This is a genomic window from Pseudomonas sp. 05N434, assembly GCF_056396965.1.
Map to the genome: position 1 here is coordinate 1 of NZ_JBFTMK010000126.1, position 22132 is coordinate 22132.

Here is a 22132-nt window from a genome sequence, read left to right on the forward strand (position 1 = left end):
GCTGTTGAGCGGCGAGCCCCTGCAATTGCCGGCCAAAACCAGTGCGGCCAAGGTCTGGGCCGAGCACCTGCAAACCTACGCCCGCAGTGCTGAATTGCGCAGCGAACTGGCCTGGTGGCAACAGCAGTTACACGGCGCCGACGTGGCGTTGCCGGTGGACAATCCCGAGGGCGGGCAGCAGAACAAGCATGCACTGACGGTGCGCACGCAACTGAACAAGGAAATGACCCGGCAACTGCTGCAAGACGCCCCGGCGGCGTATCGCACGCAGGTCAACGACCTGCTGCTGACCGCTCTGGCCCGCGTGATGGTGCGCTGGACCGGGACCGACAGCGCATTGATTCAGCTCGAAGGTCATGGCCGTGAAGAGCTGTTCGACGGCGTTGACCTGACCCGCACCGTCGGCTGGTTCACCAGCCTGTACCCGGCCAAACTGACGCCGGTCGCTGACCTCGGTGGCTCACTGAAACAGATCAAGGAACAGCTGCGCGCGATCCCGAACAAGGGCCTCGGTTTTGGTGCGCTGGCCCATCTGGGTGACGACGCTGCACGTCAAATCCTCAGCCAATTGCCGGTGCCGTGCCTGACCTTCAATTATCTTGGCCAGTTCGACGGCAGCTTCACCGAAGCCGACGGCGCCTTGTTCGTACCGTGCAGTGACGCGGCCGGTGATGAACTGGATGCTCGTGCGCCATTGGCCAACCAGTTGGCCCTCAATGGTCAGGTGTATGGCGGTGAACTGAACCTGGGCTGGACCTTCAGTCGCGAACGGTTCAATGAGGCGACCATTCAAGCGCTGGCCGACGATTACGCACTGGAACTGCAAGCGATGATCGCCCATTGCTGCCAGGCCGGTCAGCACGGCGTTACCCCGTCGGACTTCCCGCTGGCGCGCTTGAGCCAGGCACAACTGGACGGTTTGCCGCTGACGCCGCAATCGATCGAAGACCTGTATCCGCTGTCGCCGATGCAGCAGGGCATGTTGTTCCATGCCGTGTACCAGGAAACCACCGGTGATTACATCAACCAGATTCGCCTGGACGTCGACGGGCTCGACCCCGAGCGTTTCCATCAGGCCTGGCAAGCGGCGGTAGAGGCCCACGACATTCTGCGCACGCGCTTTGTCTGGCAGGGCGAACTGGAAAACCCGGTGCAGGTGGTCAGCAAATACGCGCAGATGCCTTACAGCCTGCACGATTTACGCGCCCATCCGCAGCGCGATCAGGCCTTGCAGACGCTCGCCGACACGGAACGCCAAGCCCTCAACTTGAGCGCGCCGACCCTGTTGCGGCTGGTGATTACGCGCATCGACGACCACCGTCATCACCTGATCTACACCAACCATCACATCCTGATGGACGGCTGGAGCAACTCGCAATTGCTTGGCGAAGTGCTACAGCGTTACCGCGGCCAGTTCAACGCCGCTCACAGCGGACGTTACCGCGATTACATCGCCTGGCTGCAACGCCAGGATACGGCAGCCAGCGAAGCGTTCTGGACCCCGGCGCTGCTGGCGCTGGAAGAGCCGACGCGCCTGGCCCAGACCGTCGCAATGCCGCAAGCGTCTACCGAAACCCAAGGTTACGGCGATCACTTCCAGGTGCTGGAGGCCGATCAAACCCTGCGTCTGGGCGAGTTCGCCCGGGCCGCGAAAGTCACGGTCAACACGCTGGTGCAGGCGGCCTGGTTGCTGCTGTTGCAACGCTACACCGGTAAGAACACCGTGGCCTTCGGCGCGACGGTCGCCGGTCGTCCGGCGGACTTGCCGGGTGTCGAGCAGCAGATCGGGCTGTTCATCAACACCTTGCCGGTGATCGCCAGTCCACGGGCCGAGCAATCGCTTACTGGTTGGCTGCAAGCGGTGCAGGCGCAAAACCTGGCCTTGCGCGAGTTCGAACACACCGCGCTGTTCGATATTCAGCGCTGGGCCGGGCAGGGCGGTGAAGCGCTGTTCGACAACATTCTGGTGTTCGAGAACTACCCGATTGCCCAGGCCCTGGAGCAGGGCGCCCCGCAAGGGCTGCGTTTTGGTCCGGTGGCCAGTCAGGAGCAAACCAACTATCCGCTGACCCTGCTGGTGAGCCTCGACACGCAACTGTCGCTGCACTTCAGCTATCAACGCGGCAGTTTTGCGCAGGCGACAGTGACGCGACTGGCGGCTCATTTGCAGCACCTGTTGAGCCAGATGATCGACGCCGGTGAACGCTGTCTCGGCGAGTTGTTGCTTCTGGATGAAACCGAGCAGCAACAAGTGTTGCTGGATTGGAACCCTGCTGACGAAGGTTTCGCCGATGATCTGTGCGTCCATCAATTGATCGACCGTCAAGTCGCCGCCCAACCGGATGCGCTGGCGGTGACCTTCGCGGCCAAGCAACTGACTTACGCCGAGCTCGACGCCCGGGCCAACCGTCTGGCCCACAAGCTGATCGAGTTGGGCGTGGGTCCGGAAGTGCGGGTCGGCGTGGCGATGCAGCGTTCCGACAGTCTGCTGGTGGCGCTGCTGGCGGTGCTCAAGGCCGGTGGCGCTTATGTGCCATTGGACCCGGATTATCCAGCCGACCGCGTGGCCTACATGCTCGACGACAGCCGTGCGCTGGTGCTGCTGACCGAGCAGGCTGTTGCGGCAACATTGAGCATCGCTGCCGAGACACAAGTGTTGTTGATGGACAGCGCCGAGCCATGGCTGGCTGCTTACCCGAGCAGCGCACCGGTGACCGGTGTCACGCCGGATAACCTGGCCTACGTGATCTACACCTCCGGTTCCACCGGCGAGCCCAAAGGCGTGGCCATCGCCCATCGCAACGTGCTGGCGCTGATCGACTGGTCGCAATCGGTGTACAGCCGCGACGACATTCAGGGTGTGCTGGCTTCGACTTCGGTGTGTTTCGACCTGTCGGTATGGGAGCTGTTTGTCACCCTGGCCAACGGCGGCTCGCTGATCATCGCCCGCAACGCCCTGGAGCTGCCGCAACTGCCCGCCCGCGATCAGGTTCGCCTGATCAACACCGTGCCGTCGGCGATCAATGCGCTGCACAGTGCCGGGCAGATCCCGCCGAGCGTGCGCATCATCAACCTCGCCGGTGAGCCGCTGAAGCAGTCGCTGGTCGATGCGCTTTATGGGCAACCGACCGTGGCGCATGTCTACGATCTTTATGGCCCGTCGGAAGACACCACCTATTCCACCTGGACCCGTCGCGAAGCGGGTGGCACGGCGAACATTGGTCGCCCGCTCAAACACACCGCCAGCTATTTGCTCGACGCCGATCTGCAACCGGTGCCGCAAGGCGTATCGGCCGAGTTGTACCTGGCCGGTGCCGGCATCACCCGGGGTTACCTGGGGCGGCCGGGCATGACCGCCGAGAAGTACGTGCCGAACCCGTTCGCCAGCAACGGCGAGCGCCTGTACCGCACCGGTGATTTGACCCGCTATCAGGCCGATGGCGTGCTCGAGTACCGAGGCCGAATCGATCATCAAGTGAAGATCCGCGGCTTCCGCATCGAACTGGGTGAAATCGAAGCGCGCCTGCTGGAGCAGCCAGCGGTTCGCGAAGTGGCGGTGCTGGCGCAGGAAACCCTGGGCAATCAGCAACTGGTGGCCTACGTGGTCGCTTCACCACTGGAGCTCGATGATCAGCAGTCCCTGCGCGATGAACTCAAGGCACGGCTCAGGGAGTCTTTGCCGGAATTCATGGTCCCGGCGCACCTGTTGTTCCTCGAACAATTGCCGCTGACGCCCAACGGCAAACTCGACCGCAAGGCGTTGCCGACGGTGGAGGGCGGTCATTTGCAGGTGCGTTATGTCGCCCCGCAGAGCGAGCGCGAGCAGCAGGTCGCGGCGATCTGGCAGCACGTACTGCAAGTCGAACGTGTCGGCCTGCTGGATCACTTTTTCGAACTGGGCGGCCACTCGTTGCTGGCCGTCAATGTGGTTTCACGCCTGCAACTGGAACTGGGCCTGAAACTGACCCCGCAACTGATTTTTCAACACCCCGTACTCACGGATTTCGTCAGCAGTCTGGCAACCGCAGGTGAGCAGGTCGATACGTTGAAACTGAGCAAGCTGGACGCCCTGCTTGATGAAATGGAGGAAGCTTGATGGATACCAATGTCGCTTTGAAGATCGCCCGGCGCTTCATTACTTTGCCGCTCGACAAGCGCAGGGTCTATCTGCAGAAGATGCTCGAGGAGGGCGTTTCGCCGGCGAACCTGCCGATTCCCGAAACCCAGTCGCAGTTCGATCCGGTGCCGCTGTCTTTTGCTCAGGAGCGCCAGTGGTTCCTCTGGCAGATGGACCCCGACAGCGCCGCCTACAACATCCCCAGTGCCATGCATTTGCAGGGCGAACTTGACGTAGCAGCACTCGAACGGGGGTTCAATGCGCTGATTGCCCGTCATCAAAGCCTGCGCACCACGTTCCGGCAGCAGGATGAGCAAGCGGTGCAGGTGATTCATCCGCACATGAACCTGACCGTCGCCGTGCATGAACTGGATGAAAGCCCCGATGCCCTGTCGCCAGAAGCGCAGATTCAAGCGTTCGTCGCCGAACAGGCCGGGCAGCCGTTCGACTTGGTCAACGGGCCGCTGTTGCGCGTCAGCCTGCTGCGCCTTGGTGCGCAGGAGCACGTGCTGACCCTGACCCAGCACCACATCGCCTCGGATGGCGCGTCGATGCGGGTCATGGTCGATGAACTGCTGCAACTGTACGGCGCTTACCGCCAGGGCCAGGAACTCGCTTTGCCGCCACTGTCGATCCAGTACGCCGACTATGGCATCTGGCAACGGCACTGGATGGAAGCCGGGGAGCGCGAGCGGCAGCTGGAGTATTGGCAGGCGCACTTGGGCGGCGAACATCCGGTGCTGGAATTGCCCACCGATTACCCGCGTCCGGCGGTGCAGAGCCTGCGTGGCGCCCGTCATGAGCTGGCGTTGCCGCCGGCACTGGGCGAGCGCCTGAGGGCCTTGGCCAAAAGTGAAAACGTCACCCTGTTCATGCTGTTGCTGGCGTCGTTCCAGACCTTGTTGCATCGCTACAGTGGCCAGGCCGAGATTCGCGTCGGCGTGCCCACCGCTAACCGCAACCGGGTCGAGACCGAGCGGCTGATCGGCTTCTTCGTCAACACCCAGGTGCTCAAGACCGAGTTCGACGCTCAGGCCACGTTCAGCACGCTGCTGGCCCAGGTCAAGCAGACCGCGATGGCCGCCCAGGCGCATCAGGACCTGCCTTTCGAGCAATTGGTCGAGGCCTTACAGCCGGAACGCAGCCTGAGCTACAGCCCGCTGTTTCAGGTCATGTACAACCACCAGAGCACCGGCGCCAGCCAAAGCCGCCAGGGCACCGGCGAGTCGGCGCTGACGATCCGCCACTTGCATCAGCCATCGCGCACCGCGCAATTCGACCTGACCCTGGAAACCTTCGACGGCCCCGAGGGCCTCGGCGCACAGCTGACCTATGCCACCGACCTGTTTGACGGCGCGACCATCGAGCGTCTGGCACGGCATTGGCAAAACCTGTTGGGCAGTATCGTTGCCGATCCGCAGCAGCGGGTGGGCGAACTGGCGCTGCTCGACGAAACCGAACAACAGCGGGTGCTGGTCGACTGGAACCGCAGCGCCGCCGAATACCCGACCGACCGTTGCATCCATCAATTGATCGAAGCCCAGGCCCGGCGCACGCCAGAGGCCACGGCGTTGGTGTTCGACGGGCAATCCCTGAGTTATGCACAACTCAATCGCCAGGCCAACCAGTTGGCCCATCGGCTGATCGAACGGGGCGTCGGCCCGGATCAGTTGGTCGGTATCGCCATCGACCGCAGCCTGGAAATGCTGATCGGGCTGTTGGCGATTCTCAAGGCGGGCGGTGCCTACGTGCCGCTGGACCCGCAATACCCTGAAGACCGTCTGGCGCACATGATCGAAGACAGTGGCTTGCAACTGCTGCTGACCCAGGCGCATTTGATCGGGCAATTGCCGATTCCGGCCGGCGTGCAGACCCTGTTGCTCGACCCGCAAGGCGAGCACGCTCGCGGTTACAGCGAGGCCGATCCGCAGGTAGCGCTCAGCGGTGAACACCTGGCGTATGCGATTTACACCTCCGGCTCCACCGGCAAGCCCAAAGGGGTGATGGTGCGCCATCAGGCGCTGGTGAACTTCGTGGTGAGCATGGTCAAGGCGCCGGGCATCGAGGCCCAGGACCGCATGCTGTCGCTGACCACGTTCTCGTTCGATATTTTCGGCCTGGAAATCTACGGCCCGCTGCTCAGCGGTGCCGGTGTGGTGTTGGTGGACAAGCACACCGCCCAGGATCCGCAAGCGCTGCTGGAGATGATCCGGCAGCAGGAAGTCACGGTGGTGCAAGCCACGCCGTCGACCTGGCGCATGTTGCTCGACCATGAACAGGCGCCCACCCTCCAGGGTTGTAAATTCCTCTGCGGCGGCGAAGCGCTGGCCGATGACCTGGCCCAACGCATGCTCGGCCTGGCGGGGCAGGTCTGGAACCTTTATGGCCCGACCGAAACCACCATCTGGTCGGCGGCCTGGCAGCTGACCCGCGAGCAGCGCCAGCCGTACCTGGGCAAACCGATTGCCAACACCACGCTGTACATTCTGGGTGACGATCTGGCGCCGAACCCGGCGGGCTCGATTGGCGAACTGCTGATCGGCGGCGACGGCCTGGCCCGTGGGTATCACCACCGTGCGGCGATGACCGCCGAGCGCTTCCTGCCCGACCCGTTCGGCAACGGCGCGCGGCTGTACCGTACCGGCGATCTGGCACGCCATCGTCATGACGGCGTGCTCGAATACATGGGGCGTATCGACCATCAAGTGAAGATTCGCGGTTTCCGCATCGAACTGGGTGAAATCGAGGCGCGTTTGCTGGAGCAGCCAGCAGTCCGTGAAGTGGCGGTGCTGGCGCAGGAAGCCCTGGGCAGCCAGCAACTGGTGGCCTATGTGGTCGCGCCGCARCTGGACCTCGATGCCGCCGACGAGCAACTGGGTCTGCGCGATGAACTCAAGGCGCGGCYCAAGGAATGCCTGCCGGAATTCATGGTCCCGGCGCATCTGCTGTTCCTCGCCAACCTGCCGCTGACACCTAACGGCAAACTCAATCGCAAGGCGTTGCCAGCGGTGGACGCGAGCCAGTTACAGGCGCGTTATGTCGCCCCACAGAGCGAGCGGCAACAGCAAGTCGCGGCCATCTGGCAGGACGTACTGAAGCTGGACCGCGTGGGCCTGACCGACAACTTCTTCGAGCTGGGCGGGCACTCCCTGCTGGTGACCCAAGTGGTGTCGCGGGTGCGGCGGGTGCTGGGCATTCAGGTGCCGTTGCGCAGCCTGTTCGAGCACAGCACCCTGGAGGATTTCGTCCAGGCGCTGGGCGCCGAGCCGGGCGAACAGTCAYCGCCGATGACCCGGGTCGACCGTGACCAACCGCTGGCGCTGTCCTTTGCCCAGGAGCGCCAATGGTTCCTGTGGAAAATGGACCCCGACAGCGCCGCCTACAACATCCCGACCGCGCTGCGGATGCGCGGCGCGCTGGACAAAAATGCCCTGCAACGCAGCTTCGAGACGCTGGTGGTGCGCCACGAAAGCCTGCGCACAGCGTTCGTCGAGGAAGATGGCCGCACCTGGCAGGTGATCCGCCCGCAAGGTCGCGTGAGCTTTGTCGAACAACGCCTGGCTGCCAGCGATGAAGCGAGCATCAAGGCCTTCATCGAGAAGGAGACGCAACGCCCGTTCGATGTGCTCGACGGCTCGTTGGTGCGTTTCGTTCTGCTGCAGGTGGGCGAGCAGGATCACGTGCTGATTCTGACCCTGCACCACATCGTTTCCGACGCCTGGTCGTTGCAGGTGATGATCGACGATTTGATGGCCCTGTATGCGGCGATCAGCCAGGGCCGGCCGGCTGAACTGCCGCCATTGCCGGTGCAGTACGCCGACTACGCGGTGTGGCAGCGTCAGTGGATGGCCGCCGGCGAACGGGATCGGCAGTTGGCCTACTGGCGCGAGAAACTGGGCAGCGAACAGCCGCTGCTAGAGCTGCYACTGGATCATCCGCGCCCGGCGCAGCAAAGTTTCCGCGGCGCGCGGCTACCGATCACCCTCGACGAATCCCTGGGCAATGCCCTGAAGGCCTTGGCCCGGCGTGAAAACGTCACGCTGTTCATGCTGTTGCTCGGCTCGTTCCAGACCTTGCTGCATCGCTACAGCGGCCAGGCCGATATCCGCGTCGGCGTGCCGATTGCCAACCGTCATCGGCTGGAAACCGAGCGTCTGATCGGTTTCTTCGTCAACACCCAAGTGCTGCGCGCCGAGTTCGACGGCCAGCTGACGGGCGCTCAATTGCTGCAACAGGTGAAGCAGACGGCCATGGCGGCGCAGATGCATCAGGACCTGCCGTTCGAGCAACTGGTCGATGCCTTGCAACCGCAACGCAACCTGAGCCACAGCCCGCTGTTCCAGGCGATGTTCAACCATCGCAGCGAATCGGCGTCGACGCTGGCCGAATCCTTGCCGGGCATCGAGCTTGCTCATCTCAGTTGGGAACACCGCACCGCGCAGTTCGACCTGACCCTGGACACCAGTGATAACCCGCAAGGCCTGCACGCGTCGCTGACCTACGCCACTGATTTGTTCGAGCCATCGACCATCGAGCGCATGGGGCGGCATTGGCTGAATCTGTTGCAGGGCCTGGTCGAGGACATCCACCGCCCGGTCGGGCAATTGGCGTTGCTCGATGACCGCGAGCGGCAACGGACGGTTGTCGAATGGAACGCCACTGCCGTCGACTACCCGTTGCATCGCAGCGTGCAGGCGCTGATCGAAGAGCAGGTCGGTAAAACCCCGCAGGCATGTGCGCTGGTGTTTGCCGAGCAACGCCTGAGCTACGCCGAGCTCAATGCTCGAGCCAATCAACTGGCGCACGTGCTGATCGAGCAGGGCGTCGGCCCGGATGTGCTGGTGGGCATCGCGGTYGAGCGGTCGGTGGAAATGGTCGTGGGCCTGCTGGCGATTCTCAAGGCCGGCGGTGCCTATTTGCCGTTGGACCCGGAATACCCACAGGAACGTTTGGCCTACATGTTTGAAGACAGCGGCATCCAGTTGCTGCTGACCCAGAGCCATTTGCTTGAGCAATTGCCGATTCCGGCCGGCATTCGCAGCCTGGTGCTGGATCAGGACGGCGACTGGCTGGAAGGCCGCAGCGATGCCAACCCTGGCGTTGATCTCGACGGGGAAAACCTTGCCTATGTGATCTACACCTCGGGCTCCACCGGCAAACCCAAAGGCGCGGGCAACCGTCATTCGGCACTGATCAATCGTCTGTGCTGGATGCAACAGGCCTATCGGCTCGACGCCACGGACAGCGTGCTGCAAAAGACCCCGTTCAGTTTCGACGTGGCGGTCTGGGAGTTCTTCTGGCCGCTGTTGACCGGTTCGACCCTGGTGGTGGCCGCGCCAGGTATTCATCGCGATCCGGCGCAGCTGATTGAATTGATCACCGCGCAACGCATCACCACGCTGCACTTTGTGCCGTCGATGTTGCAGGCGTTTCTGCAAGACCCATCGGTGGGCCAGTGCAGCAGCCTGACCCGGATCGTCTGCAGTGGCGAAGCCCTGCAAGTGGACGCGCAGCAGCAAGTGTTTGCCAAGCTGCCGAATGCCGGGCTGTACAACCTCTACGGCCCGACCGAAGCGGCCATCGACGTCACGCACTGGACGTGCATCGAGGAAGGGCGCGACAGCGTGCCGATCGGCCAGCCGATCGCCAACCTGGGCACTTACATTCTCGATCACGAGTTGTCGCCGGTGCCGGTGGGCGTGATTGGCGAGTTATACCTGGGCGGCGAAGGCCTGGCCCGGGGTTATCACCGTCGCCCATCGCTCACGGCAGAGCGCTTCGCGACCAGCCCGTTCGGTGACGGCCAGCGTCTGTACCGCACCGGCGACCTGGCGCGTTATCGCGCCGACGGGGTGATCGAATACGCCGGGCGCATGGACCATCAGGCCAGACATTGCCGGACTACATGGTCCCGCAGCATTGGCTGTGGCTGGAAAAAATGCCGGTCAGCCCCAACGGCAAACTGGAACGCAAGGCGTTGCCCAAGGCCGACACCACGGCCAGCAGCAAGGCTTACACCGCCCCGACCAGCGCTATCGAACAGGCGTTGGTGGAGATCTGGCAAAGCGTGCTGGGGCGGTCGCAGGTGGGGATCAGCGACAACTTCTTCGAGCTGGGCGGCGATTCGATCATCTCGATCCAGGTGGTCAGCCGGGCGCGTCAGGCGGGGATTCATTTCAGCCCCAAAGACCTGTTCCTGCACCAGAACGTGCAAAGCCTCGCGGCGGTGGCGAAGGTCGGCGACAGCGACTTGCGCATCGACCAGGGCCCGGTCACTGGCGATACGCCGTTGCTGCCATTCCAGCAGTTGTTCTTTGAACGCGAGATGGCCGAGCCGCACCACTGGAACCAGTCGGTGCTGCTCAAGTCCGCCAAACCACTGCACGCCGAACACCTGGAGCGTGCGTTGCAGGCACTGGTCAGCCATCACGACGTGTTACGTCTGGCCTTCACCCGTCAGGGTAATAAATGGACCGCGCAGCATCGCTCCCCGGCCGAGCAACAGGCGCTCTGGCAACAGTCGCCGCTGCTGTGGACCTCCGAGGTTGCCGATGCGGCGGCACTCGAACAGTTGGGCGAACAGGCACAGCGCAGCCTCGAACTGGCGAACGGTAATCTGCTGCGCGCGGTGCTGGCGAACATGGCCGATGGCAGTCAGCGACTGTTGCTGGTGATCCATCACCTGGTGGTCGACGGCGTGTCCTGGCGGATTCTGCTCGAAGACCTGCAACAGGCCTGCGAGCAGTTGCAGGCGGGCCAAACGCTCACATTGCCGGCCAAGACCAGCGCCACCCAGGCCTGGGCGCGACGCTTGCAACAACATGCCGACAGCCCGGCGATGCAGGCTCAGCTGGCGTTCTGGCAAGAGCAATTGCAGGGTTCACGCAATGACTTGCCCTGCGATCGACCCCAGGGCGAGTTGCACAATCGCCACGCCTTGCATGTGCAGACCCGTCTGGACAAACAGCAGACCCGCCAGCTGTTGCAGGAGGCACCGGCGGCCTATCGCACGCAGGTCAACGACCTGTTGCTGACGGCGCTGGCGCGGGTGATTGCGGACTGGACGGGTGAAGCCTCGACCCTGATCCAGCTCGAAGGCCACGGTCGCGAGGCGCTGTTCGACGAACTCGATTTGAGCCGCAGCGTGGGTTGGTTCACCAGTCTGTTCCCGGTTCGGCTGACCCCGGCGAGCACGCCGCAGGACTCGATCAAGACGATCAAGGAGCAACTGCGGGCGATCCCCGATAAAGGCCTGGGCTTTGGCGCGCTGCGCTACCTGGGCAACGACAGTACCCGGCAAATGCTGCAAGCCTTGCCCGTGCCGCGCATTACCTTCAACTACCTCGGCCAGTTCGATGCCGGGTTCGGCGACGAGGCGGGCGCACTGTTCACCCCGGCCAGCGAATCGGCGGGCGCGGAGCAAAGTCCGCTGGCACCGCTGGACAACTGGCTGACCCTCAATGGCCGGGTGTATGGCGGCGAATTGAGTATTGGCTGGACGTTCAGCGGGCAGATGTTCGATCCGTCGACCATCGAGCGATTGGCGCAGGCTTATGCGCGGGAACTGGGGCTGTTGATCGAGCACTGCTGTGAGGCTCGGCATCAGGGCCTGACACCGTCGGACTTCCCGCTGGCCGGGTTGACGCAACGCCAGCTTGATTCATTGCCCGTGACGCCACGCCAGGTCGAAGACATTTACCCGCTGTCACCGATGCAGCAAGGCATGCTGTTCCACACCCTCTACGAGCAGCAGGCCGGCGATTACATCAATCAGCTGTGCGTGGATGTCGAAGGCTTGAACGTCGAGCGTTTCCGCGAGGCCTGGCAAGCGGCAATGGATGCGCACGATGTGCTGCGCAGTAGTTTTGTCTGGGACGGCGAATTCAAGCGTCCGTTGCAGGTGATCCACAAGCAACTGGCCGTGCCGTTCACCTTCCATGACTGGCGCGACCACAGCGATGTGGCCCTGGCGCTCAGCGAACTGGCGGCCGCGCAGCGCCAGCAGGGTTTTGATYTTGCCGCCGCACCGTTGCTGAACCTGACGGTGGTGCGTCTCGACACCGCGCGTTTTCACCTGATCTACACCAGCCATCACATCTTGATGGACGGCTGGAGCAATTCGCAGCTGCTCGGTGAGGTGCTGCAACGCTATAGCGGCCAGGTGCCGGCGAACACGGCGGGGCGTTATCGCGACTACATCGAATGGCTGACGCAACAGGACGCGCAGGTCACCGAAGGTTTCTGGAAGGGCCAGTTGGCCGGGTTCGATGAGCCGACCCGGTTGGCCAAGGCGCTGGTATGGACCGGCAGCGATGCGGCCAACACCGCTCAAGGCGAGCACTTCCTGACCCTGGACCTGGCGCAGACCGCCGGGCTCAATACGTTTGCACGGGAACAGAAAGTCACCCTCAACACCCTGGTGCAGGCAGCCTGGCTGTTGCTGTTGCAACGCTATACCGGGCTGGACACGGTCAGCTTCGGCGCCACGGTGTCCGGACGTCCGGCGCAACTGACCGGGGTCGAGCAGCAGATCGGCCTGTTCATCAACACTTTGCCGGTGGTCGCCAGCCCACGGGCCGAACAGCCGCTGGCGCACTGGTTGCAACAGGTGCAGGCGCAGAACCTGGCCTTGCGTGAGCAAGAACACACCGCGCTGTTCGACATCCAGCGTTGGGCCGGGCAGGGCGGCGAAGCCCTGTTCGACAACATTCTGGTGTTCGAGAACTACCCGATCTCCGAAGCCCTGCAACAGGGCGCACCGCAAGATCTGCGTTTCGGTGAAGTGGGTAACTTCGAGCAAACCAATTACCCGTTGACCTTGTCGGTAAACCTCGGCGCTGAGTTGTCGTTTCAACTGAGTTTCGATCGTCAGCAGTTCGATGACGCCGCGATTGAACAACTGGCCGGGCATCTCGCGCACCTGCTGTTGCAGATGGTCGAGGCACCTGCCGCCAGTGCCATGGGCGATCTGGCCCTGGTCTCGACTCAAGGCCGGTGGCGCCTACGTGCCGTTGGACCCGGAGTACCCGGCCGAGCGACTGGGCGCGATGATCGAGGACAGCGGTCTGCGTGTGCTGTTGACCCAAAGCCACCTCGTGCCGACGTTGCCAGAAGCTGCGGGTGTCACCGTCCTGAGCCTGGATCAACTGGATTACCCGACCCAGACCGACAATCTGCCGGAGCGCAGCGGCCCGCAAAACCTGGCGTATGTGATGTTCACCTCGGGCTCCACCGGGCGCCCGAAAGGGGTCGGCATCACTCAATCGGCGCTGACCCGTCATGCCCGGGTGGCCCTGGATTTCCTCGGCCTCACGCCGCAGGACCGCTCGCTGCAATTTGCCACGTTCAACTTCGATGCCTTTGTCGAGCAGCTTTACCCGGCACTGATTTGCGGTGCCTCGGTGGTGCTGCGCGGACCGGACATCTGGGACAGCGAGACCTGGTATCGCGAATTGCGCGACAAGCAGTTCAGCGTCAGCGACCTGACCACTGCCTACTGGAATATGTTGGCCAAGGACCTCGCGGCGGCGGGTCATCGTGACTATGGCGCGTTGCGCCAGGTGATCGTCGGTGGCGAAGCCATGCCGCCGGAAGGTGTTGCCGCCTGGGGCCAGGCCGGGCTGGGCCATGTGCGCCTGCTGAACACCTACGGCCCGACCGAAGCCACGGTCAGCGCCACGCTGCTCGATTGCAGCGACTACGTGTCCGGCCGCGACCCGTTGCCGGTGACCATGCCGATTGGCCGGGCGTTGGGCGGCCGGGCGATTCATGTACTCGACACCCAGGGCCAACCGGCGCCGGTCGGTGTGGTCGGGGAATTGGTGATTGGCGGTGAGCTGCTCGCACGGGGCTACTTCCAGCGCCCGGAATTGACCGCCGAGCGCTTCATTCCCGACCCGTTCGATCCACTGGGTGGTGGCCGCGTGTACCGTACCGGTGACCTCGCGCGTTATCGCGCCGACGGCGTGATTGAGTACGTCGGGCGGGTCGATCATCAAGTGAAGATTCGTGGATTGCGCATCGAGCTCGGTGAAATAGAAACCCATCTGCTGCGGGTTCCTGCGGTGCGTCAGGCACTGGTGGTGGCGCAACCGGGCGCCATCGGTCAGCAATTGGTGGCGTACGTGGTGTTCGACGATCCGACGCAAGCCAGCGCCGATTCATCCACGCTGGCGGCGTTGCGCAATGACATCAAGGCACGCCTGAAGGCCAGCCTGCCGGATTACATGGTTCCGGCCCATGTGCTGTTCCTCGAAGGCCTGCCCCTGAGCCCGAATGGCAAGATCGATCGCAAGGCCTTGCCGGGCGTCGATGCCAATCTGCTGGCGTTGGACTTTGTCGCGCCTGAAGGTGCACTGGAACAGCAGATCGCTACGGTCTGGCAGGACGTGCTGGAACGGGAACAGGTCGGCCGCGACGATCACTTTTTCGAACTGGGCGGGCATTCCCTGCTCGCGACGCAAGCGGTCTCGCGCCTGCGCAAACTCACGGCCTGTACGTTGAGCCTGCGCGACCTGTTCAGCCATCCGCGACTCAAGGACCTGGCGGCGTGGATCGCGCAGCAGCAGGGCACACCTGAGCCGAACGGCCACGGTGTGGTGCTCAAGGCCCATGGCACCCGGCACAGCGCACCGTTGTCGCTGGTGCAGCGTCGCTTGTGGATCGCCGAGCAATTGTCCGGCGGCACCGCGGCCTATGGCATGCCGATGGCCTTGCGTTTGCGTGGTGAGTTGTCGGTGGAACGGCTGATCAGCAGTTTCGCCGAGGTGGTGCGCCGCCATGAAGTACTGCGCACCGCGTATACCCAGGACGATGAAGGTGACCCGATTGCCGTGATCGCCGAGCAGGTTGAACTGGATTTCCCGGTGATCGATTTGTCCGGTCTGTCCCGCAGTGCCCAGGAAGAATGGGTGGCACAAGCGGCACTGGAAAACGCGCGCACGCCGATTGATATGGAACACGCACCGCTGTTGCGTGGGCGGATCCTGCACCTGGGGCCGACCGAGCATGTGATGCTGTATGCGATGCACCACATCATTTCCGATGGCTGGTCGATGGGCTTGCTGGTCAACGAACTGGTGCAGATTTACCACCGCACCAAGGCCGGTGACCTGACCCCGTTGCCGGCGCTGGAGGTGCAGTATTCCGACTTCGCGCTGTGGCAGCAGGAGCTGGAACAGCAAGGCGTGCTGGCGCGTCAGGCCGAGTACTGGAAAGCGCGGCTCGCGGGCTATGACGGGCAACTGAAGTTGCCATCGGATAACCCCCGTGGTTTGACACCGTCCTATGCCGGTGACTCGGTGCAGTTCCAGCTCACCACGCCACTCAGCACGGCCTTGCGCCAGTTGTCGATGGACGCGGGCGTCACGCTGTACAGCACGCTGCTGGCGTCGTTCCAGGTGTTGTTGCACCAGGTCAGCGGCGTTGCGGATGTGTTGGTCGGTGCCGACGTGGCCGGGCGTGAACAGCCGGAGCTTGAGCGGTTGATCGGCTTCTTCGTCAACGTCTTGCCGTTGCGTTCGCGGTTCGACGCCGCCACGCCGTTCGCCCGATTCCTGGGCCAGACCCAGGAATCCCTGCTCAGTGCCCTGGAGCATCAGGACCTGCCGTTCGACATGATCGTTGACGCCTCGGACGTGCCGCGGCACAAGGGCATGAACCCGCTGGTGCAAGTGTTGTTCGTGATGAACAACCTGCCGGGACGCACCCAGGCCATCGGCGGTTTGAGCGTGGAATCGCTGCCGGCGCTGGAGACCCATTCTAAATTCGACATGGCGTTGTTCGTTGACGATGAAGCAGGGCAATTGCTGGGTAATTGGCAATTCGCCACAACCTTGTTCGGACACGAGCGCATCCAGTACCTGGTGAAGGCCTGGATAGCCCTGTTGGAACAGATCGTCGCTGATCAGGACATTCAATTGGGAGCTATCAGCATGCCAGTCGACAATTTAGCGGTGGCCACCAAGCCTGCCGTCCCCGGACCCAAGGCCGACAAACTCGGTAAGTTCCTCAAGCGTGGCGCCGCCCCGGCGGCCAAGGCCCGACCGGCGCCAATACGCGAATCGCTGATCGCCGCGCCACAGCCGTTCCCGCTGCTGCTGGAACCGAACGAGCCGCACCTGGACTTGATCGAGTGGATCAACAACAACCGGCCGCTGATCGAAGAAAAACTCGCCAGGCATGCCGGGATTCTGTTCCGTGGTTTCGAACTGGATGGCATTCAAGGCTTCGAGGCGTTTGCCGAAGCGATCCAGCCAGGGCTTTACGGCCAGTACGGCGATCTGCCGAAGAAAGAGGGCGGCAAGAACACCTACCGCTCCACGCCGTACCCGGAACGCAAGATGATCCTGTTCCACAACGAGAGCTCCCATCAGGACCGCTGGCCGCGCAAGCAGATGTTCTATTGCGAGCAAGCCGCGCCCATTGGCGGTGCGACTCCAGTGGTGGATTGCCGGTTGATGTACGAAAAACTGCCGGTGGACCTGCGGGACAAGTTCGAGGAAAAAGGCCTGCTTTACGTGCGCACCTTTACCGACAACCTCGACGTGTCCTGGCAGCATTTCTTCAAGACTGAAGACCGTGCCGAAGTCGAGGCCCGCTGCCGGGCCGGTGGCATCGAATGGCGCTGGCTCGACAACAACGAATTGCAAACCCGCACCCCAGGGCCGGCCATCATTCGTCACCCGGTGACCGGCGCCAAATCGTTCTTCAACCAGGTGCAACTGCATCACATCTATTGGCTGGAGCCGGACGTGCGGGAAGACCTGTTGTCGATGTTCGGCCTGGACCGCTTGCCGCGCCACGTGTTCTACGGCGACGGCACGCCGATCGAAGACGAAGTGATGCAACGCATCGGTGACTTGTACGAAGAATGCGCGGTGCGTTTCGACTGGCAAAAAGGCGACGCCATCCTGCTCGACAACATGCTGGTGGCCCATGCCCGTGATCCGTTCGAAGGCCCGCGCAAGATTGTCGTGGCCATGGGCGATATGTTCGACCGCAGCGCCCTTGAACGCGAAATGAACACCGAGGAAACCGGAGCATGAACGAGGTATCGATGGACCAGCAGGACCTGGGTTACGCCTTGACGCCTGAACAGCAACGGTGGCTGGAGCAGTTGCCCAAGGCCCCGGCCTGTGGTGATGCGCTGCATTTCCTGGAGATCGAGATCCGCGGCGCCCTCGATCCGCAGCGGGTGCAAAACGCACTGGATCGCTTGCTGGCGCAACAGCCGATGCTGGTTGCGCGGCTGGGCAAGGCGCCGGGATTCCATGGTGTCCGACAGTTCGTCGGGGGGGCGGAGCGCTACCCGCTGAGCGTGCAGGCGCGGGTCGATACCCCGGCCGGTATTCAGGCTCAGCTCAGCGAATGGGCGGAACGTGCTTTTGTCGTCGGTGAATCCGAAGGCGCGCAAGCGGTGCTCTATCGCCTGGCCGATGATCAATGGAAATTGGTCTTGGGCCTGGCCCGGCACAGCCTCGATCAAAGCGGCGTGCGGTTGCTGTATCAGCAATTGGTGCGGGCCTATGGGCAACAGTCGGCGGCGGACGACGAAGAGACCGGTGAATTCACCCAGTACCTGGAATGGCGCAGTGAAGTGGTGCTCGACGAAGACGCGGCCGGCGCACGTACTTACTGGCAGGAACACCTGCAAGGCGCCGATCCCGATTTGAGTACTCCGTGGCTGGCCTATCGCAACGCGAATCCTGGATTGTCGTCGGCCACTGAATCGCTGGCGCTCACGCTCGATCCGGCACTGCGCAGCGGTTTGCAGCAAGTGGTCGGGGCGTTGGAGCAATCGCCGAGTGTGGTGCTGCAAGCGGCCTGGTGGCTGTTGCTGGGTCGGCTCAGCGGGCATCAACAGGTGCTGGTCGGGGTGCGGCATGACAGTCGCGAAGATTACCAATACTTCAGTAATGCCGTGGGCGTGTTCGAGAAAACCCTGCCGCTGAACCTGTCACTGACGGCGAATGCAGCATTCAGCACTTGGGTGGCGGAGTTGGCGGCGCGCCTGGATGAGCACCGTACGTGGCAGGAATACTGGTCGCCTGAACTGGCGCCGACGGCGGCTCGCCCGGCCTATGGTTTTGCCGTGTGCCGGGCCATGCAAGCCGCGACGTCCGCTGATCTGCAATGGACTCCGCGTTTGGCGGTGCGCGAAGCACTGTTTGAATTAATGCTTGAACTGGAAACGAACGAGGCGGGCAACGCCCACGAATTCCGCCTGCATTACAACGCGTCCCGCTACTCGGTTCAGGCGATGGAAGGGTTGCTGGCGCAGTTGCGCGTATTGCTCGAAAACATCGTTGCCAATCTTCACGCCGAACTCGGTCAACTGAACGTGTTGGGAGCCGCCGAACAACAGCGCTTGCTGTCGATCAACCCGCCAGCGCGAGCACGGGTAGATAGCCGGTTCTTACCGCAGCGCATTGCCGATTGGGCCCGGACCACGCCGCAAGCTATCGCCCTGACTGACGGTGATCACCGCCTGAGTTACGGGCAGTTGCAGGCGAAGGTCGAGGTGTTGGCCCAGGCATTGAAGGCCCAGGGCATGGCGCCGGGGGCTATCGTCGCGCTGGCCTTGCCACGCTCGGCGGAGCTGGTGATCGCCATGCTCGCGGCGTGGCGCATCGGCGCCGCGTACCTGCCGCTGGACCCGCAATGGCCGCAAGCCCGTCAAGCCTTGATGCTGGAACAGGCCGGCGCTGCGTTGCTGCTGGTCGACGCCGGGCACATCGCGCAATGGCACGATTATCCGTTGCCTCTGGCGACCGTGGATCGTGTGCTGCAATCGGCCCCGGCGAGCACGTCGGCCATCACCCACGATACACAGGGCGATCAGGCGGCGTATGTGCTGTTCACCTCCGGCTCCACCGGTATGCCGAAAGGCGTGGTCATCGAGCATAGGCAATTACTTAATTACACCGCTCACGTCAGCCAGGCCCTGGGGCTGGATCAATGCCAGCAGTTCGGCTTCACCTCCACGGTGGCGGCGGACCTGGGCAACACGGCGCTGTTCGGCGCCTTGTTCAACGGCGCCGCACTGCATGTGGCCAGCGATGAGCAAATGCAGGACGGCAATTTGTTTGCCGACTTCCTGCAACGGCAAGCCATCGATTGCCTGAAGATCGTTCCGTCGCACCTGGCCGCGCTGCTCGACAGCGAACGCGCGCAACTGCCGCGCACGCTGGTGCTGGGTGGCGAGCCGATTGCCCAGGCATTGGTGCAACGGATCGCCGGTTTGCGCAGTGATTGCCGGGTGTTCAATCACTACGGCCCGACCGAGGCCACGGTCGGCGTGCTGGTTCATCCGCTGGATCTGGAGGCGGCGGTGCCTGACACCGGCGTTCTGTCCCGGGTGTTGGGCAACAATCAGGTGTTTGTACTCGACGATAACCGGCAACTGGCGCCGGTCGGTGTGCTGGGCGAGTTGTACCTCGGCGGCGCGCAGTTGTGTCGCGGCTACGTGAATGTCGAGGCCGATTCGCAAGTGTTCATCCAGAGCCCGTTCAATCCGCAGGAGCGCCTGTACCGCACCGGCGACCTGGCCCGCTATCGCCCGGATCTGGCGATTGCGTTGCACGGTCGGCGCGATCAGCAAATCAAGGTGCGGGGTTTCCGTATCGAACTGGCAGAGATCGAAGCCGAGTTACTGCGTTTGCCGCAGGTCGCGCAAGCACTGGTGTTGCCGGGGCCGTCCGCGCAAGACGGGATGCTCGCGTTCATCGTGCCGCATCAGGCGCCTTCGGCGACGTTGCTCGATGCCGTTCGCGACGAACTGGCGCTGCGTCTGCCCAGTGTGATGCTGCCGCAGCACTTGCAGTTGATCGACAGCTTCCCGCGACTGGCCAACGGCAAGGTTGACCGCAAGGCCTTGCAACAACTCGCGTCCACCTCGGCTGACGATGAAGGCATGCAACCCCGCGATGCTCTTGAGCAATTGCTGGTGACGCGCATGGCGCAGTTGCTGGGGGTTGAGCGTCTGGGCATCGACCGGGACTTTTTCGCCGCTGGGGGCCATTCCTTGCTGGTGATCAAACTGGTGGCCGGCATTCGCAAGTTGTTGCAGTGCGAAATCCAGCCGGGCGTGGTGTTTGACCATCCGACCGTGGCGGGGCTGGCGGCGGCGTTGCGCTCCCGGGAAAGCAGTCCGGGTCAGTTGGAGAAAATCGCCCAGGCGCGGTTGCGTCTGGACAATATGAGCCCCGAAGAAAAAGCGTTGCTCACCGAAAAAGCCCGGCAACTGCAGAACGCCAAGGCTGCACAAAACGGTTGAAGTAGCAGAAAAAAAGGCCGACGCCCGATGCGTCGGCCTTTTTTTGAATTTTTGCGTAAATGATAAATAAACTCATTCCGGTTTTTGCACGGTGCTGCGTCTTACTTACGTAAGCAGATAAATCGAGCCGGGCAGGGTAGCCACTGGGCTCAGGTTTTCCCAGCCGTACACATTTTTACCGCTGCCCGGACAAACGATCGAGCCCGGGGAGGGGCCGGTCATCAACTTGCGACACGTTGCCCGAAAGGCAGCCGATCCAGGTGGTTCACAGGTCCAGGCAGCGGCAGGGCACTCGGTTGCCCATGGATCCTATCCATTTCAACTAAAAAATAGAGAGCACGATGTCAGCAATTCATGAGTTGAAACCTCTGTTCAAGGCTTTGGTCATTGCCCGAACCCTGCGCTCGCGTCGCTCGTTGGCCGGTCTGGGCATGGCTTGCCTGCTGCCGCTCAGCGCGCAGGTCCACGCCGAAGACTTCACCCTCGACATTCCTGCCCAGCCTTTGCCCCAGGCGTTGCAGGCGTTTGGCACGCAGACCAATCAGCAGGTGATCTACAGCGCCGATGATATGACCGGCCTGCGCAGCACACGCGTCAGCGGCAAGTTGAGCAGCGAAGCGGCGATTGCCCAATTGCTCAAGGGCACGGGCGTGCACTACAGCTTTGAAGGCAACACGCTGATGCTGGTACGCGGCAGTTCGACCGAGGGTCTGGAACTGGGCGCTACCACCATCAATGCGCAACAGGTGGGCGCGACCACCGAAGGCTCGAATTCCTACACCTCGAATGCCGTGACCATCGGCAAGGGCACCCACACCCTCAAGGAAATCCCGCAGTCGGTCACGGTGATGACCCGCAAGCAAATGGATGATCAGGATATCGTCGATCTCAAGGACGCCGCCAACAAGACCACCGGACTGGTCGGTGCCCAAGGCGTCGGCAGAGGTTTGATCCTCTCTTCGCGCGGTTTCCAGATTGATGACTGGCAGTACGACGGTGTGCCGATCCCGCGCAACACTTAYGCGCTGGGCAACTGGGCCACGCAGGACTTGATTTTCTTCGATCGCATGGAAGTGCTGCGTGGTGCGTCGGGCTTGCTGCAAGGCACCGGCAGCCCGGGTGGCGCGGTCAACCTGGTGCGCAAGCGCGGTCAGGCCACACCGACCGTGACCCTGACCGGCAAGGCTGGCTCCTGGGATCACTACGGTCTGCAACTGGACGCCGGTGGGCCGTTGAACCAGAACGGCACCATCCGTGGACGCTTCGTGGCCGACCAGGACGACACCCACACGTTCGTTGATTCCGAATGGTACAAGACCACCTCGCTGTACGGCGCGCTGGACTTCGATCTGAGCGAAGCCACCACCGTGGGCGTGGCGGTCAGCCAGTCCGACGGCGAATCGCGCTCGAATGTCCGCGGCTTCCCGCGTTACTCCGACAGTAAACCCATCGACCTGCCGCGCAGCACGTACACCGGGGCGAAGTGGAACCATTCGGATATCGACGTCACCACGCTCTACACCGATCTGGAACACCGTTTCAACGATGACTGGGCTTTCAAGATCGGCGCCGTGCGCATGACGGAAACCAACAAGGCGAAGAACCAACGGGTGCAATCCACCGGCGATGGCATCAATCCCGATGGCAGCGGCGTGCAATACGCGGACTTCGTGACGGACATGGACTCCACCAAAGTCRCTCTGGACATGAACCTCACCGGCAAGTTCGAAGCCTTGTCC

Annotated in this window: 3 protein-coding genes and 1 pseudogene; all 4 read left to right on the forward strand. The window is 62.8% G+C overall.

Going from position 1 to position 22132, the window contains the following annotated elements:
- Nucleotides 1-4096 (forward strand): amino acid adenylation domain-containing protein (locus AC1DLB_RS10845; RefSeq protein WP_477784988.1); only part of this gene is annotated, 4096 nt, incomplete at its 5' end.
- Nucleotides 4096-17163 (forward strand): annotated as a pseudogene (locus tag AC1DLB_RS10850) (non-ribosomal peptide synthase/polyketide synthase). The gene AC1DLB_RS10845 and the pseudogene AC1DLB_RS10850, both read left to right, overlap by 1 nt.
- On the forward strand, nt 17160-20393 hold the full coding sequence (locus tag AC1DLB_RS10855; RefSeq protein ID WP_477743768.1) for a non-ribosomal peptide synthetase: 3234 nt from the start codon (nt 17160-17162) through the stop codon (nt 20391-20393). The pseudogene AC1DLB_RS10850 and the gene AC1DLB_RS10855 overlap by 4 nt, the downstream one beginning before the upstream one ends.
- 341 nt (nt 20394-20734) lie before the next feature.
- The coding region (locus AC1DLB_RS10860; RefSeq protein WP_477784989.1) for a TonB-dependent receptor plug domain-containing protein at nt 20735-22132 on the forward strand (1398 nt) is incomplete at its 3' end.

Excerpts from the sequence above, each read along its gene's own strand:
- AC1DLB_RS10855 (WP_477743768.1), top strand. The coding sequence starts at position 17,160 with ATGAACGAGGTATCGATGGACCAGCAGGACCTGGGTTACGCCTTGACG.